General features: G+C 53.9%; 12 protein-coding genes. 8 read left to right on the top strand and 4 right to left on the bottom strand.

The window, feature by feature from the left end:
- Positions 1-56: 56 nt before the first annotated feature.
- The 8 genes from B2V21_RS13055 (at position 57) to B2V21_RS13020 (ending at position 10,841) form a co-directional block, all read left to right on the top strand.
- Positions 57-1,418: a phosphomannomutase gene (locus B2V21_RS13055; RefSeq protein ID WP_192067217.1), complete on the top strand. Its 1,362-nt coding sequence runs from the start codon at positions 57-59 to the stop codon at positions 1,416-1,418.
- A gap of 2 nt (positions 1,419-1,420) precedes the next feature.
- A complete protein-coding gene (locus tag B2V21_RS13050; RefSeq protein ID WP_056842872.1) occupies positions 1,421-2,215 on the top strand; it encodes an ABC transporter permease in 795 nt (264 codons plus the stop codon).
- The gene (locus B2V21_RS13045) at positions 2,212-3,426 is read left to right on the top strand and encodes an ABC transporter ATP-binding protein (protein ID WP_286917058.1); all 1,215 of its coding nucleotides are present in this window, start codon (positions 2,212-2,214) and stop codon (positions 3,424-3,426) included. Before B2V21_RS13050 ends, B2V21_RS13045 begins: the two co-directional genes overlap by 4 nt.
- Positions 3,426-4,922 carry a methyltransferase domain-containing protein gene (locus B2V21_RS13040; protein WP_414708399.1) on the top strand — a complete coding sequence of 499 codons (1,497 nt, stop codon included), beginning with the start codon at positions 3,426-3,428 and terminating at the stop codon, positions 4,920-4,922. Before B2V21_RS13045 ends, B2V21_RS13040 begins: the two co-directional genes overlap by 1 nt.
- Complete coding sequence (locus B2V21_RS13035; protein ID WP_286917056.1) at positions 4,923-7,451, top strand: glycosyltransferase family 4 protein; 2,529 nt, start codon at positions 4,923-4,925, stop codon at positions 7,449-7,451.
- Positions 7,452-7,787: 336 nt separating this feature from the next.
- Positions 7,788-8,786 carry a glycosyltransferase family 2 protein gene (locus tag B2V21_RS13030; RefSeq protein ID WP_286917079.1) on the top strand — a complete coding sequence of 333 codons (999 nt, stop codon included), beginning with the start codon at positions 7,788-7,790 and terminating at the stop codon, positions 8,784-8,786.
- A complete protein-coding gene (locus tag B2V21_RS13025) occupies positions 8,783-9,121 on the top strand; it encodes a 4-amino-4-deoxy-L-arabinose-phospho-UDP flippase (protein WP_090358565.1) in 339 nt (112 codons plus the stop codon). The genes B2V21_RS13030 and B2V21_RS13025 overlap by 4 nt, the downstream gene beginning before the upstream one ends.
- Before the next feature lie 58 nt (positions 9,122-9,179).
- Positions 9,180-10,841, top strand: a complete 1,662-nt coding sequence (locus tag B2V21_RS13020; protein WP_286917055.1) for a hypothetical protein — start codon at positions 9,180-9,182, stop codon at positions 10,839-10,841.
- A gap of 30 nt (positions 10,842-10,871) precedes the next feature.
- Here B2V21_RS13020 and B2V21_RS13015 read toward each other — a convergent pair whose 3' ends face one another.
- From B2V21_RS13015 to B2V21_RS13000, 4 genes are all read right to left on the bottom strand, one after another.
- Positions 10,872-11,954, bottom strand: coding sequence for an acyltransferase family protein (locus B2V21_RS13015; protein WP_286917054.1), 1,083 nt, complete (start codon positions 11,952-11,954; stop codon positions 10,872-10,874).
- Positions 11,955-12,076: 122 nt separating this feature from the next.
- Positions 12,077-14,143: a DUF7024 domain-containing protein gene (locus tag B2V21_RS13010; RefSeq protein WP_286917053.1), complete on the bottom strand. Its 2,067-nt coding sequence runs from the start codon at positions 14,141-14,143 to the stop codon at positions 12,077-12,079.
- A gap of 605 nt (positions 14,144-14,748) precedes the next feature.
- On the bottom strand, positions 14,749-15,924 hold the full coding sequence (locus B2V21_RS13005) for a nucleotide sugar dehydrogenase (protein WP_286917052.1): 1,176 nt from the start codon (positions 15,922-15,924) through the stop codon (positions 14,749-14,751).
- Positions 15,925-17,163, bottom strand: a complete 1,239-nt coding sequence (locus tag B2V21_RS13000; protein WP_286917051.1) for a hypothetical protein — start codon at positions 17,161-17,163, stop codon at positions 15,925-15,927.
- Positions 17,164-17,169 lie beyond the last annotated feature (6 nt).

The raw sequence follows: 17,169 nt of genomic DNA, 5'->3' as shown, positions 1-17,169 counted from the left end.
CAATCTACCGACGTCCGCACCGATTGCGCGTCGGCCCCATAGAGCGAGCGATTGCCATGTATCCCCCTCTTCAGACCCGTTGCTTCAAGGCCTACGACATCCGCGGCCAGGTTCCCGCCGACCTCAATGACGACATCGCCTACCGCATCGGTCGTGCGCTGGTGTCCGAGCTGCATGGCAAGGCCTATGTGGTCGGCCGCGACATGCGTCTGGAAAGCCCAGGCCTGGCCGCTGCCCTGATCAAGGGCCTCACCGAGGCGGGCGCCGATGTGCTCGACCTGGGCCTGTGCGGCACCGAAGAAGTCTATTTCGCCACCAGCCACCTCAAGGCCGATGGCGGCATCATGATTACCGCCAGCCATAACCCCAAGGGTTACAACGGCATGAAACTGGTGCGCGAGCACTCCAAGCCGATCAGCGGCGACACGGGCCTCGACGCCATCCGTGCCCGCGTGGAAGCCGGTAACTTCGATGACAAGGCAGCCACTGCAGGCCACGTTCGCGAAGTGTTCGACAAGAGCGCCTACATCGAGCATCTGCTGACCTACATCGACGTCAACTCGCTCAAGCCCCTCAAGGTCCTGGCTGACCCGGGCAACGGCGCCGTGGGCCCGACCATCGAATTGCTCAAGGCCAAGCTGCCGCTGGAACTGATCGTCATCAATGGCGAGCCAGACGGCAACTTCCCCAACGGCGTGCCCAACCCGCTGCTGCCGGAAAACCGCGAGCTGACCCGCAAGGCCTTGCTGGAAAACGGCGCCGACATGGGCATCGCCTGGGACGGCGACTTCGACCGCTGCTTCTTCTTCGACGACAAGGGTCGCTTCATCGAGGGCTACTACCTGGTCGGCCTGTTGGCGGAAATGCTGCTGAAAAAGCACCCCGGCAGCAAGATCATCCACGACCCGCGCCTGACCTGGAATACCATCGAACAGGTCGAGGCCGCCGGCGGCGTTGCCATCCAGAGCAAGACCGGCCACGCCTTCATCAAGGAGCGCATGCGCGCCGAAGACGCCGTATACGGCGGCGAGATGAGCGCCCACCACTATTTCCGCGACTTCGCCTACTGCGACAGCGGTAACATTCCGTGGCTGCTGGTCGCCGAGTTGATGAGCGTCACCGGCAAGACCCTGGCCCAACTGGTGGACGAGCGTATCGCAGCGTTCCCCTGCAGCGGCGAGATCAACTACGAAGTCGCCGACGTTAAAGGCTCCATCGAGAAGATCCTGGCGTTCTACACCGCGCAGAACCCCAGCGTCGACCGCACCGACGGCATCAGCGTCGAGTTCGCCGACTGGCGCTTCAGCCTGCGGGGTTCGAACACCGAGCCATTGCTGCGCCTGAACGTGGAAAGCCGCGGCAGCGAAGAATTGGTGGCTCAGCGTGTTGCTGAGATTGAGCGTTTGATCAAAGGATAATTATGTTTGGCATGTTAAGAGGCATCTGGGACTACAGAGGCTTCATCGTCACCTCCATCAAGAACGAGTTCGTTGCGCGCTTTGCGCGCAGCAAGCTCGGTGGTCTCTGGATGATCATTCATCCCTTGGCCCAAGTCGCTATCTACGCGCTCATCCTGTCGAACGTGCTCGGTGCCCGCTTGCCGGGCATCGACAACAAGTACGCCTACGCGCTGTACCTCATCGCTGGCATTCTGGCGTGGAACCTGTTCGCGGAAATCGTCGGGCGCTGCCTGACGGTGTTCATCGAGCAGGGCAACCTGATGAAGAAGATGCGCTTTCCGCGTATCGCGTTGCCCGTTATCGTCGTGGGCTCGTGCCTGCTGAACAACCTGCTGCTGTTTGGCGCAGTGCTGATCATCTTCGCGGTGTTGGGGCACTCGCCCAATATCCAGATGTTCTGGCTCATCCCCCTGACGTTTGCCGTGGTGGCACTGGCCGTTGGTATTGGTCTGGTGCTGGGCGTATTGAACGTGTTCCTGCGCGACATCGGGCAAGTGGTTCCGATCATCCTGCAGGTGTGGTTCTGGTTCACGCCCATCGTCTATTCGGTCAACATCGTGCCCGACTACCTGAAAGGCACGCTGGACATCAACCCGATGTATCCCATCGTCACTGCCTACCACAATGTGCTGGTCTACAAGGTTTCGCCTGATCTTCAGCAGATCGGCGTGACGTTCCTGATTGCCGTCGGCCTGATGCTGCTGGGGCTGTTCCTGTTCCGCCGGGCATCCGCAGAAATGGTGGACTCGCTATGACCCTTCTTGCAGTCACCAACGTAGGCAAGGCCTACCGCACCTATCGTTCGGAATGGCAGCGCCTGGCGCGCTGGTTCTATCTGCCGGTTAGCGCGAGCCAGGAACACTGGGTGCTCAAGCACATCAGCTTCAATATCGAGGCGGGTGAAGCGATCGGCATCGTCGGCCAGAACGGTGCTGGCAAGTCCACGCTGTTGAAGATGATCACCGGCACGCTGCAACCGACCGAAGGCAAGGTTCAGGTGAACGGGCGCATTGCCGCGATTCTCGAGTTGGGCATGGGCTTCAATGCCGAACTCACCGGCCGGCAGAACGTTTACCACGCAGCCGGTTTGATGGGTTTCAACACGGCCCAGATTGATAGCGTCATTGAAGACATCGAAGCCTTCGCCGAGATCGGCGAATACTTCGACCAGGCCGTGCGGATGTACTCCAGCGGCATGCAGATGCGCGTGGCGTTTTCCGTAGCCACCGCGTTCCGCCCCGAGATCCTGATCATCGATGAGGCCTTGTCGGTAGGCGACAGCTATTTCCAGCACAAGAGCTTCGGGCGCATCAAGGAGTTCCAGAAAGCCGGCACGACGCTGCTGATCGTTTCCCACGATCGCGGTGCCATCCAGGCGCTGTGCAACCGGGCGATCCTGCTGGAGGGCGGCACCGTCATCAAGGATGGCTCGCCAGAGGAGGTGATGGACTACTACAACGCCATCATTGCTCAGAAGGAAAACTCGACCGTCGAGGTGCAGACCTTGGCAGACGGTGGCGTGCAAACGCGTTCGGGAAGTGGCAAGGCAGTCATCGATAGCGTAGCGCTCTACAACGGCGAAGGTGCCCCGGTCGAGTATGTGGCCGTAGGCGACGATGTGTGCCTGACCGTGAACGTCAAGGTCAACGCCGAGTTGCCGGAGCTGGTCGTCGGCTACGTGATCAAGGACCGCCTTGGCCAAGATGTGTTCGGCACCAACACCCACCACCTCGAATGCGTCCGTACGGGCCTGCGCAATGGCGACATGCTTTCGTACCAGTTCCGCTTCAAGGCAAGCCTCGGCGTGGGCTCTTATTCGGTGGCGGTTGCCCTGCACGCTACCGATAGCCATATCGCCGATAACTATGAGTGGCGCGATCTCGCTCTCGTATTCAACGTAGTCAATATGTCGAAAAGTACTTTTGTAGGCCTGGCCTGGATGCCGCCGACTGTGGAGTGCAAGTAATGGATGACGGTTTCTACCGTGCGTTCGAAGACCGCTATCGTGGCTCGCGCGAACTGATCACCGAGCGACTCAAAGCCTATCTGCCGTTCCTTTCTCCGCTCAAAGCCCTGTACCAGGATCATCCTGTGCTGGACCTCGGCTGCGGCCGCGGCGAATGGCTGGAATTGCTCACGGCAGAGGGCTATGCACCAACAGGTGTGGATCTGGACGAAGGCATGCTCGAAGCGTGTCAGGCACTGAACCTGCCTGCGCGCAAAGCCGATGCTCTGACCGCCCTGAAAGAGCTTCCCGACAATAGCTTGATCGCGGTGACTGGCTTCCACATCGCCGAGCACATTCCGTTCCCGGTATTGCAGGAGCTGGTCGCCGAAGCGCTGCGGGTTCTGCGCCCAGCCGGTTTGCTGATTCTGGAAACGCCGAACGCCGAAAGCCTGGTCGTGGGTACCAACTCCTTCTACCTGGACCCGACCCACGAGCGTCCTTTGCCCAACTTGCTGCTGTCGTTTCTCGCCGAGCACGCTGGGTTTGCCAAGTCCAAAATCGTGCGGCTGCAAGAGCGCCCTGATCTGCGTGATGAAAGCACCAGCCTTGGCTTGTGGGAAGTTCTGGCCGGTACCAGTCCAGACTACGCAGTCGTAGGCCAGAAGCAGGCCACGCCTGAACAGCTTGAAAACTTTGCATCTGCATTCGACGCTGCCTACGGCGTCTCGTTGGACCAATTAGCAGTTCGTTATGACCAAGCGCTGGAGCGACGATTGAAGGGTATAGAAGGTGGGTTCGCCACCGCTCGGGAGGAATTCGTAACCCGTGATGGGTTGCAGGACCTGATGGATCGTATGCATGGGCAACATACCGAACAGCTGACGCTTTTGCAGGATCGTTTCACGGATGCTACCGAAGCCCAGCAACAGCGCTTCAGTCAGGAAGTGGATGCTCAGCAGCAGCGGTTCAATCAAAGCATCCTGAGTCTGCAACAGCACTGCTCGGGCCTGCAGACAAGCCTGACCAATGTGCAAAAAAGCCATAGTGAAGCCCTTGCTCAGACCGAGCATGTTCGCCACGAACTTAACGCATCGCTGGGCAACGCACACCACTGGTACCTGCGAGCCATGGCGTACGAGCAGCAGTTGCAGGCCGTGCATCGCAGCACCTCATGGCGCATCACCGCACCGTTGCGTGCGATCGTGCATGCAGTCTCGTGGCCGTTTCGGTCCGGTAAGGTTGCAGCGGGCAATACCCTGCGCAAAGTGGTCCCTCATGCACGCTTATGGGTGGGTCGCCGACCGGCCGTGCAACGCCCGGTACTGGCCATACTCAACCGTACTCCCTGGCTGGCAGCCAAACTACGGCAGTTGCACCAAAACGCCCTGCATGCAGATGCTGCTAGCAATGCCAGCGATCCACAACACGGCGTCATCGATCACGCGCCGTTGACAGAGCGGGGCCGCCATATCGAGCGTGCCCTGATGCAAGCCATGACGAAGGACCAGAACTGAATGCGTATCGTAATTGACATGCAAGGTGCGCAAACTGAAAGTCGTTTCAGAGGTATTGGACGTTACAGTCTGTCACTCGCGCAGGGCATCGCCCGCAACCGCGGTGAGCACGAAGTGTTTCTGGTACTTAACGGCATGCTCAGCGAGAGCATCGAGAATATCCGCGCCGCCTTCGTCGGGTTGTTGCCGCAGAGTCATATCCGCGTATGGTACGCAGAAGGTCCGGTGAGCGATCGTGACCCTGGCAATACCGCGCGGCGGCAAGTGGCAGAATTGATCCGCCAGGCCTGCATCGATGATCTGCAACCCGACGTCGTTCACGTGACCAGTGCCGTAGAAGGTTACATCGACGATGCCGCCATTGGCAGTCCAACACTGGATACCGGTGCAGTGGTAAGTGCGACGCTGTACGACCTCATCCCTCTGGTCAGCACCAAGCAGTATCTGGATCCCAACCCCGGCTACAAGCGGCACTATCTGGAAAAGGTAGAAGCGTTCAAACAATACGATCTGCTGTTGTCGATTTCCGAGTTCGCTCGGGATGAAGCGCTATCACTGCTGCCGCTGAACGAGTCTGACATCGTCAACGTATCGACTGCGGCCGACGATGTGTTCCGACCTATTTCACTGAGTCTCGACGAGCGCGCGGCCGTCGTGAAGAAGTTTGCTCTGAATGACAAGTTCGTACTCTATTCCGGCGGCGCCGACGATCGTAAGAACTTGCCGCAACTGATCAAGGCGTTCGCCAACATCAAGGCGGAGCTGGGCGATATCCAGCTGGTGTTCGCCGGGAAGATGCCCGAGTACCACATCAACAGCTACAAGACGCTGGCGCGCGCACAGGGCCTGGGTAATTCGGATCTGATCTTCACCGGTTACATAACCGACGAAGAGCTGGTGGCGCTTTACAGCATGTGCCGACTTTACGTGTTTCCTTCCTGGCACGAGGGTTTCGGTCTGCCTCCTCTGGAAGCCATGAAGTGCGGAGCACCGGTAATCGGCGCGAACACTTCCAGCGTTCCGGAAGTGATCGGCTGGAAGGAAGCAATGTTCGATCCATTCGAAATTTCGGCCATCGCCAGAAAACTGCGTCAGGCACTGGTGGACGATGAGTTCCGCGCAGCACTGGCCGCGCACGGGCTGGAACGCTCTCAGGCATTCTCTTGGGATCGCAGCGGTAAGGCAGCCATAGCGGCGTTCGAGATGGCGTTGGAGCGCTCGGACAAACCTGCAGCAACGGCAACCACACAGATCGACGCCACTCAGGCATTGGTAGATGCTTTGGCGGCGACCGGGCACCTGAGCAACAGGGCAGTGGACGTTTCGCTCCTTGCCAAGGCCATCGACTATTCGATTCAGGGCGTCAGCGAGAAACCAACCCTGTTCGTTGATATCTCTGAGCTGTGCAAGCACGACGGCAAGAGCGGCATCCAGCGCGTGGTGCGCAGCATTCTTCTGGAATGGCTGACCAACGCCCCAGCAGGCTACGTCGTCAAGCCCGTGTACACAAAAGCCGGTGAGCCGTTCTACCGCTATGCGGCCAAGTTCACCACGATGTTCCTGGGCAAAGAAGCCAGCGAAGCCGAAATCGACGAAGCGATAAGCTACCGCGCCGGCGACGTCTACATCTGCCTGGACCTGCTGATGGATGTACTGCCTCACAAACAGTCCTACCTCGATACGATGCGTGCGCATGGCGTCAGCATCTTCTTCGTAGTCTACGACTTGCTCATCCTGCAACTGCCGCATTGCTTCGTGGAAAGCCTGCAGGCGCACTACATCAAGTGGATTAACGCCGTCGCGCATTACGACGGTGCGATGTGTATTTCCCACGCGGTGGCCGACGAGCTGCGCGAGTGGTTGGTCGAGAATGCGCCAGAGCGCAGCCGGCCTTTCCATATAGGCGCATTCCACCTGGGGGCTGACATCGATCAATCGATGCCGTCCACTGGCGTGCCTGAAAGTCCGGGGTTGCGTATCGAATCCCTCAGTCCTTCCCCCAGCTTTCTCATGGTGGGCACGCTTGAGCCCCGTAAAGGTCATGCACAGGCTCTGGACGCCTTCGAACTGCTATGGAAGGCAGGTCATAACGCGAACTTGATCATCGTAGGCAAGCATGGCTGGCTGGTCGACGAGCTGGCGGCGCGCCTGACCGGGCATGCGGAATTGGGTAAACGTTTGCTGTGGCTGGAAGGTGTGAGCGATGAATACCTCGAGCACCTCTACAACGAGGCCGACTGTTTGGTGGCTGCTTCCTACGGCGAAGGTTTCGGCTTGCCCCTGATCGAGGCAGCTCAGTACAACCTGCCGATCTTCGCGCGAGATCTGGCGGTGTTTCGCGAAGTGGCGGGGGAGTATGCGTACTACTTCGAAGGGACCGAGACTCAGGAGATCGCAGATAGGCTGGCTGACTGGTTGGCCCTGTATCAGGAGAGCAAGCATCCGCGTTCCGATGAAATGCCATGGCTGACGTGGAAACAAAGCGCTCAGCAGCTGATTGATGAACTGGATCGCGTAGCTGAGCGGTGAGTCTTGAGTAAGGGCGGAAGACCCAACCCTTGACGCGGATCAGTGAGTCGATAATGGCGCGGGCGGGGCAGGGAAAAACGGCGCAAGAGCCGCGGTGTCCGCGACTGAGGGCATGACCTCCCCAAACCAGTCGTATCAAGGTATTCTTGCGCGCTGGTTCAAGCCCTGCTTGAGCGTTGTGGCCACGCGCTAAAGGTTAGTAAAAGGCTTTTTTGGTCGGGTCCGGTTCCTCTCGACATCCGGCGAGACGTTTTTTAACCCGGCTTCTCACGTAAGCCGGGCAGCTATCACCTGCAAAGATGGAGTGATTGCCGATGACACTGAATGGAGTTGGAAATGGTAGTAAATGATGTGAAGGTGGCCGTCGTCATCCCGAGCTACAAGGTGAAGGCACACATTCTAGGTGTCATCAAGAGCATCGGGTCCGAGATTCAGACCATCTATGTGGTGGACGACTGCTGCCCGGAAGGGTCCGGCGATTTCGTTGAGCTGCATAATCAGGATCCGCGCGTCGTAGTCCTGCGCAATCCTGAGAACCAAGGCGTTGGCGGCGCGGTGATGACTGGCTATCAGGCCGCCCTGGCCGACGGTGTAGACATCGTTGTGAAGATCGATGGTGACGGGCAAATGGACCCAACGTTGATCGAAAGCTTCATTTCTCCGATCTTGCTGGGTGATGCCGACTATACCAAGGGCAACCGCTTTTACGATCTGGAAAAGATTTCGGCCATGCCGAAAATGCGGCTGTTCGGAAATGCTGTTCTCTCGTTCATGACCAAACTTTCGTCTGGTTATTGGGATCTGTTCGATCCTACCAATGGGTTCACGGCCATTCATACCGATGTGGTGCGTCACTTGCCGTTCAACAGAATCAGCCGTCGATACTTCTTCGAAACTGACATGCTTTTCCGGCTCAATACCCTGAGGGCTGTCGTCGTCGATATCCCTATGGATGCCAAGTACGAAGACGAAGTCAGCAACCTCAAGATATCGAAAGTGGTCGGCGAGTTTTTGTTCAAGCACATCCGTAACTTCGGAAAGCGCATTTTCTATAATTACTACTTGCGAGGAATGTCGCTGGCTTCGCTGGAGCTCCCGATCGCCTTGGTACTTCTGGTCTGGGGCGGTGGTTTTGGCATATCGCACTGGATCGAATCCATGAACACCGATATCCCGACGCCAGCAGGTACGGTAATGCTGTCGGCGCTGCCGGTGATCATCGGAGTGCAACTACTGCTCGCCTTCATCGGTCATGACATCGCCTCAGGACCGAAGCACCCATTCCATCGGACTCGCAAGAAAGTGAAGGTCAAACCGCGGGAAGAGCTTCAATGATCTACTTCGTAGCCATACTGTGCGTATTGGGCATTGCGGGTGGCCAGATTCTGTTCAAGTTGAGTGCCGCATCGTTGCATCGCTCGGGCAGCATTTTCGATACGCACACCTTGATGACGCTTTTCACCGCCTTTGCGTTGTATGGCATCACAACCATCGCCTGGGTTTGGGTCCTGCAGAAGATCGATCTAGGCAAGGCTTATCCCCTGATGGCCATGGCCTTCATCTTGGTGCCTATCGGTAGCCATTTCGTGTTTGGCGAACGCTTCAGTGTTCAGTACTTCATCGGTGTAGCCTTGATCATGGCGGGTATTGTCGTCGCTTTGAAAGGTTGATCCCACGGGGTCCACGGATCCCGTCGTTTACTCATTCAGTTTAACGGATGCGCATTCAGTGGAAGCCACCGGTCACAGTAACTCTCCTATAAAAACATTGGCCAGACTTGCACTCATCGTAATGGCCATGTGTTTCTTCCTGTATATCCAGTTCCGGGTGCAGATCGGTAACGGATTCAGTACGCTATATGGCGATAGCTACGATTCGGCAATTGTCGTCGCGATACTCGAGCATTGGTCGAATGTCTTTAGGGGCAGCTCCCAATGGTCACAACTGTATTATTTCTACCCTTACAAAAATACGCTTGCTCAAACCGATGGCTATTTCCTCATCGGGATCATTTATTCAATCATCAGGCAGTTCGGACTCGACCCTTTCATTTCTTCCGAATTTTCCAACATGACCGTGCGTGCCATAGGCTATCTAGGGTTCTACTGGATGATACGCAGCGTTTTTCGGGTGGGTTATGGATGGGCTATTTTCTCGGCAGGGCTGTTCCTGATAGCTAATAATCTAACTGTCCATGGTACTCGTGTGCAGCTGGCAACGCTGGCTTTCGCGCCCTTTGTAGCTGTGTTGCTGAACAAGGCCTATACGAGTTTGATGGCCCGTCGGCGCTTATCGCTCTTGGGCTGGGGAAGCGGCGCAGGCGCAGCGTTAGGCGCTTGGGCAATCACATGTTTCTACATTACATGGTTCTTCCTGTTTTTTGCCCTGGTTCTTTCTGTAGTGCTGTACGTGTCCGCCAGCGCGACGCAACGTTCTGCATTGTTGGAAGTAGTCAAAGAGCAGAGGCTGGCGCTGCTTGCCATCGCAATGGTGGCGGTTGTTTCCATGCTGCCTTTACTGAGCGTGTATCTGCCCAAGGCCGCAGAGTCGGGCGTGCGGCCTTACGAGTCTGCACTAAACTTCGCCGTTACCTTGCCGGGCATTTTGCAGGTCGGTGAGACCAACGTGATGTTCGGCCATGCTTACACGCGGTTTCTCGCTTGGGCACAGCCTGGCTATCAGCCCATGGGGGAGTATTACAACACCGGTGTAGCTCCGATTCTGTTTGTGTTCTTTTGCCTGGCGGTAGTGACGAGTTACGCACGCAGGCAAGGTGGCTCTGTCAACAGATTGGTTTGGTCTGTCGCTGTGGCCACGATCATCACATGGCTTTGCGTGATCAAGGTAGGCACTTTCAGCTTGTGGTATTTGGTCTATCACACGGTTCCAGGTGCCAAGGCACTGAATGTGATTGGTGCGTACCAGATCTTTCTAATCTTTCCGATCCTCGTGGTTGTCACTCTGTACTTGGAAAAATGGATGCCCCGTTTTTCGAGCGTGACTCTGATTTTGATCGGCATAGTATTGGTCGTGGAGGAGCTCAACGATGCGTACATCGTACTGGATCGCCAAGCAGAGGTTGAAAAGATAACTGGACTCGTTGGAGCACCACAGCAGTGCAGCTTTTTTTATGTTAGCAGTTGGGGTGATCAGGTAACCCCTACAGCAAAAATCTATGCACATAATGTGAGTGCGATGATCATAGCCGAGCTTCTGAGGATGCCTACGATCAACGGTTTTGCGTCGTTCAACCCTCCGGACTGGAATTTCGCCAATCCAGACAGCGACGACTACGACAACAGGATGCGCAGTTATGCCTACAGTCACCAGATAAACCGCGTGTGCAAGCTGGATCTACCCAGCAAGCAGTGGCAGTTGATTGTCCCTTAGCGTTTTCAGGATCGTGTCGATCGATAGGATTCAAATCGTGTGTCGCCCCAGCGAGCGTAGATAGCGCTGTGCTGGACGCTCAAGGTGTCTGTGACAAAGTAGACTCAGTGGAATCAGCACGACGAAGAAAGCCGTCATTGTCCAACCCTGATAGAAAACCGATCGCTCAAAGCCTAAACCATCGGTTATCAATGCGAAGACAATCTGTAGTGGAAAATGGATAAGGTATGACGAATAGCTGATGTCTCCGAGTACTGCGGAAGATCGCAGTACATTCGGCCAGTGATGGCCCATCGCTGCTAGGGCAGCAATCGTCGTTGGAAAGCACAAGCACATCACCGCGTTCGCATTTACTTCCCCAGATGTGGCAATGTAAACCCATGTAGCCAAGCAAAGCAGAGTCATCGTAACGCAGGCATTGCCGCTACTCATCTGTCGCCGTGCGGCATCAAATACTCCATACGTGATGCCGCCTATGTAAAAGCATAATACACCACTGCCTAACTTGTATTGCTCAGGGTAAAGATACCATCCCAGCGCACAGGCAGCGATGGCCAGTGGGTACTTGAACCTTCCTATTAGGCACATCAGGAAGAACGATAGGTAAAGCAGCATCTCGACTGACACCGACCAGATCGGAGCGTTGAATGACCACCCCTTTTCGAAGCCCCATGCAGGGATGAGCAGAATGTTCAATAGTGCGTGGTAACCATCGTTGGCCTGATAGACAAAGTAAGTCGAGTGCACTGCGACATAGATCCACTGCAGCGTTGCGACTAGCACGAAGGTGGCAATGTGAAGTGGATAAAGACGACTGAAACGGTCAACTGCAAAACGTCTAGCGCTTATCGTTCGCCTTTCGATGCCAGTCGAAAAAAGCCAAAAAAAGACGAACCCGGAAATCGAAAAAAATAGCTGCACGGCAAGACCGCCATAATGATAAAGCGGTGCGAATAGCTGAAAGAAAGGCTGATTGCTTATGACATAGCCAGCGGGATTATCGCCGACATAGAAAAAATGTTGCCAATGCCAAAACACTACACAAAGCGCTGCAATACCGCGCAGCGCATCCAACGTGTATAGCCTAGTGGGGGGAGGGGTAGGATTGATCATGAAGGTCCGAAAAGATCCACCAACGTTTAGGGGGGCTACGATGAACTGGCCAGAAAACCGTCCGACCACGCGGAAGGTATGAGCTAATCTGCCATACCTTCCACTTCATACGGAGTCAACGGTCACTCAACGGGCCTAATGACTAGGTGCTCAATGCCAATCCCCAATGGGCGGCCGTCTTGGCTTAATGCCAACTGCTTCGGGGACGTGGGTAACGGCACCTTAATGAGCAATTCGTCAGCCCTTGTCGGATTTGCGATCTTGAGTGCATGTGTCGCCATACCCTCACCGATCTCCACCGGATAGTGAACGCCACCTATTTCAACATCAAACGATTGACCGGCATTAGGGCCAAACGCCTTTGCTGTCAGGGTTAGCTCGAAGACCGGAGGCAGTGCTTTCTTAAAGCTGATTTCGACTTTGGACTCATCGGACCATGTGCCCCAGGGCTCCGGATCTGACAGCCCGGTGACGGCTTCTACTGAACTGGGCAAAACACCTGTACGCAGATCGATAGCCAGCGGGTAGAGGGCGGGTATTTTCTTGGCAAGTGAATAGCCATTGAATCTCATGACATCGAAGTCGCCTTTGGCGAGATTGACATCCCCGACGATCAGAATCCACTTCTTGTCTGGCGCTGTTTGAGCTGCTGTATACGTCGTCCCTGGGACGTAGGATAGGTCGGGACCGGCATTCAGGTCTTCTATATAAAACAAGGTACGCAAGATCGACGCCGGGTTGTCACCTACCACCAACAGATGCGGAAACTCGGAAGCTGGCAGATAGCTTCGAGCGAATAAGCCAGCTTTGTCGAAGGCATCTGGCTCGATACGCTGCCGGATCTCCTTGTTATTGCATACCGTGCTGGTAAGGACCGCCAGTGGAAGATAAACAAACAGGAAAAAGCGAACACCGGTGTCTGCGGCTCTGTACCAGGTGATCACTGCGATGGCTGACAAACCTGCCAGGATCATGAACACAACATCGTTCAAGGCGTAGCCGCGCAGTTCCGGGTTGTCGATGAAACTCACCGTAAACGGCTGCATTTTGTTGACTGCGGCATAGCCAATAACTGCAACCGCGAGGATTACCAGGGCTAATCTGATGTACTTAAACTGCGCGGTGTGGGCCACGCCCATCTGAGAGCCAGCAGCGATGAACAGCAAAGGAAAGAGGAAATCATAGTAGCGCATATGCAGCCTGAATGCCGTTTCGATCGCATTGCTCCCGGCAACGGATGCCGAGAACAGCGCGACGATAGCAATCAGGTTCATGAACAGCATCAGCGTGCAGAAGGCTACGCGGTCCTGGGCCTGCAGCGGCTTACAAGAGAGTGCCCTGAGTGCGCCAAGCACGACGATCACGACCGCTAGCCCGAACATCAAGATATTCGCAAGCAAATGGCCCTCGACGATCTTTGGGGCAGCCAGAAAGATGTCGATGTAGCGCTGTAACGTAGTAGCGTTAGATTCAAGCGTGGAGCTGTAGAAGCCACCAAATAGCGTCAAGCCTGCTTTGCCGGCCAAGAGGAAGCTAATGATGAATTTTGTCGCGAAAAGGCTACCCAAAAAGGCTGCTATAGCTGCAGTGCATTGGCGTACCCAGTTTTCTGCGCATTTATAGGTGAAGAACACGATGCAGACACAGAATGCCGGTACCGCGAAGAGGGCATGAGGTTTGATCAGCGACGAACATCCGACGATGAGACCGAAAATTGCCCACTTGCGGAGCGGCGATTGGGCGTTCAAGCTGAGAAAATACGCGATGCTCACCCAGAACGAAAAGAAGAACAGCGCCTCTGGCATGAAATACGCCGTATAGCTGTTGATCGGTCCAAGCATGCTTACCGCGACTATAAGCAGCGACACACCTGCACCGCAGCAGCGACGTGCCGTTAGGTAGATGAACGGAGCGGCAGCGACGAAGAAAAACGTGTTGTAAAGCTTGGTACACGCCATGAAGCCATCGCCACATACCAACGTTGACTTGAAAACCAGCAAGTACAGGTAGTTCGGGATAGAAGCTCTTGAGAAGGGCAGCAAGCGCGCCATGGAGCTGTAGGTGTACTCGTCGCCGAGGACAGTGGGGTAGATGCCGCTGGAACGAAGCATCAGCAGCACGAAGGTGACCACCATGATGGCCAGCAATACGGTGGCTGCGCTCACGCGTGAGCTTTTCGGTATTTGCATCCCTTGACTTTCCTTTAAGTGGTGCTTGATCGGGGTTGGGTGGGTGAGGCTTGGATGGCAGGTCTCAACCACACATTTACGAGAGCGTAGTAGGCCATCAGTGATATGAGCTCAAACGGTCCATACGAGAGCGACAGACCGGTGAAGACCTCCAACCTAGCATGACAGCGGTTCGCCATTGAATGAGCGCAGTCAAGAGAGTTGGTTGCTTGAAGGGATATTGGCTCACGGCAAGGGCCTACCAATAAATCGCGGCGAATCATGACCGGCGAGGAGGGTCACGATGTTCAAAGCTGTTGAGTGGGGCGAATTCATGCGCGGGAGTATAGCCAATTGTGAGACGCAGGCGGAGAAAACTGTTCTTTGCCGAGGCCACAGAGACAATGACTCGTACTGGAAATCGGTAGGCCAGAGGATGGAAAAATGTAGAAGATAGGGTCGTAAGAGAGGCAGCCCCTAAGATCTGCGAATAGTGCAAGCATGAATGTAATAGTCAGCGAAAAATACACACTTACGGCATGGCGAAAATGAGCATGAAGGTGGTTTTTACTGTCAGCGACATCTAGAAATGCCACTGACAATTGCGCGGCCAAACAGGCTATAGTTTAGTCTTGTCCAAATAGATCTCTGGTATAAACTCTGTCTATGACATCAGCTAGATCAGGTGAGAGTCTATTTGCAATGATCAAGTCTGCTTGAGACTTAAATAGCTCAAGGTCATTGATGACCCTTGAATTAAAAAACGAACCATCTTTAAGTGCTGGTTCATATATTATCACGTCGATGCCTTTGGCTTTGAGTCGCTTCATTACACCCTGAATCGACGAAGCCCTGAAATTATCAGAGCCAGTCTTCATCGTGAGTCTGTAGATGCCAGCGCACTTAGGTTTCAGCTTAATGATAGAATCGGCGATATAATCCTTTCTGGTGCTATTTGCATCAACGACCGCCTTGATAAGATTATTAGGAACTGCTGTGTAATTCGCAAGTAATTGTTTGGTGTCTTTAGGTAAGCAGTATCCGCCATAGCCAAAAGACGGATTATGATAATGCAGGCCAATCCGCGGATCTAAACCTACACCTTGAATTATATTGCGCGAGTCTAGTTTTTTGATTTGAGCATAGGTATCGAGCTCGTTGAAGAAGGCAACACGCATAGCGAGATATGTGTTTGCAAATAATTTGATCGCTTCGGCTTCGGTTGATTCGACAACAAGGGTAGGGGCGTCACCGCGCTCAGTGGCATTTAGGATAATGTCTGCAAATAAATGTGCAGAAGGTCCCTTACCCCCGACTATAATACGAGATGGAAACAGATTGTCATGTAGTGATGAGCCTTCTCTTAAGAACTCAGGTGAAAACACGATATCTGCGGACGGATAACGAGTTTTCATTTCTTCAGTGAAGCCGACAGGCACGGTGGATTTTATAACTATAATCGCAGTAGGACATATTCTGAGAGAGTCAGAAATAACCTGCTCCACGCTGCTTGTGTCGAAATGATTGAGTTCCGGGTCGTAGTCGGTTGGCGTTGCAATGATTATGAACTCTGCATTTGCATATGCGTGTTGCGGACATGTAGTTGCGGATAGTCGCAAATCTTCATTTGCGAAAAAATGGTTTATATCCGGGTCGATGACAGTCGACGATTTGCTGTTTATAAGATCGACTCTTGATGCTGAAATGTCGTAAGCGATCACATTGTGATGACGGGCTAACATGACTGCATTCGCAAGTCCAACATAACCTGTGCCAACTACTGTAATGTTGGTAGCTTTCATTTAGAAAAAATCCGGACGAGTTGGTTTGTTCAGCCATTTGTCCATGACAGAGCCGACATCTATTGCAATACCGCCACGAGCTTTTATTTCCAAGCTATAGAGCTTGCCAAGTATGCCTCCACCTACAAGACATACGAGTCCGGTGAAGTCGACCGTATTGATTGATTCTAGGGTTTGATAGAAACCATCGGGATAATGTTGGCCTTTAACAGAGTTTTCACCAAGCAAATGTGCGCGTGACGGCTCACCTGGGACAGGGATGTAGAGAACGTCGAGAATGCCAAATTTCAATTGCATAAGTTGGGCGGTTTCAGGGTGGCAAGAAATAATCGCGATTCGATCAAGATTGCATAGAAACTCTAAAAAGTCGGGATGGTTTGATAATTCATAATGCATCAGTTGAGTGCACAGTGACATCTTCTCAAGAATTGCGGGGTTAGCAGCTAGTAATTTCACTACGTTGACGGTGCCAGGAAGCCCCCGAAGGCTGCCGATAGCGTGCTCATGTTCCAACCATGTCAACGGGGGAATCCCCAAAATATCAGCTTCACCTAATCGGAACGCCAGGTTATGCATAATTGACAAAAAGCTGTATCGATGGACAGCAACCTCCTCTCCGTACCATATATTCCAAAATTCAGTCCTATTGATACTTCGCATGGTATGATAAAGAATCTCATCTGCTTTGTCGTGATTCAACCAAGTGCCTTCCCCATCGCCGAGTCTGATGAATGCGAAACCCTCTCGGTTATGAAGCGCCTCTCGCATACGTTGTATGACGTCCTCAACGAAAATCCAGCCCTCTGACTGCTTGACTATTTGCTGATGACCTTCTTGGATACTAGCTATGGGATGCAGCTTTCTAAATCTCCTGAGTTCATCAAGTGCGCATACTCTCTCGATGATCAATTCGTGCGAAAAATCGATAATTGATATAAACTTGAAATAATCTTTGTCGTTATCATCCAGTATGACGAGCGTAAGTAGCTTATGGATGGTATCTATTTGCCCTGGGTTGCGGGTTAAAGCATGTTCGAGACACTGTCTGAGATTTAGTGAATCTTTTCTTATTTCATAAATGAGAGCGAGTTCATAATAGCCTTGCCACTCGAGGGGCATAGACTTGCATGCGAGAACCAGAGCTTTTTCAGCTAGTTCAAAATTTCCGTCGTTCCGCCATTGTACTCCTTGTACAAGGAGTGCGTTGTATTCTTCGATGCTGCTGAGAGTATTGTCCATAAAATT

Source organism: Pseudomonas sp. UBA6276, from assembly GCF_002438365.1.
GTDB classification, from domain to species: Bacteria; Pseudomonadota; Gammaproteobacteria; order Pseudomonadales; family Pseudomonadaceae; genus Aquipseudomonas; species Aquipseudomonas coleopterorum.
The sequence above is the reverse complement of the archived record's forward strand: the minus strand, read 5'-3'. Positions and strand labels throughout refer to the sequence as shown.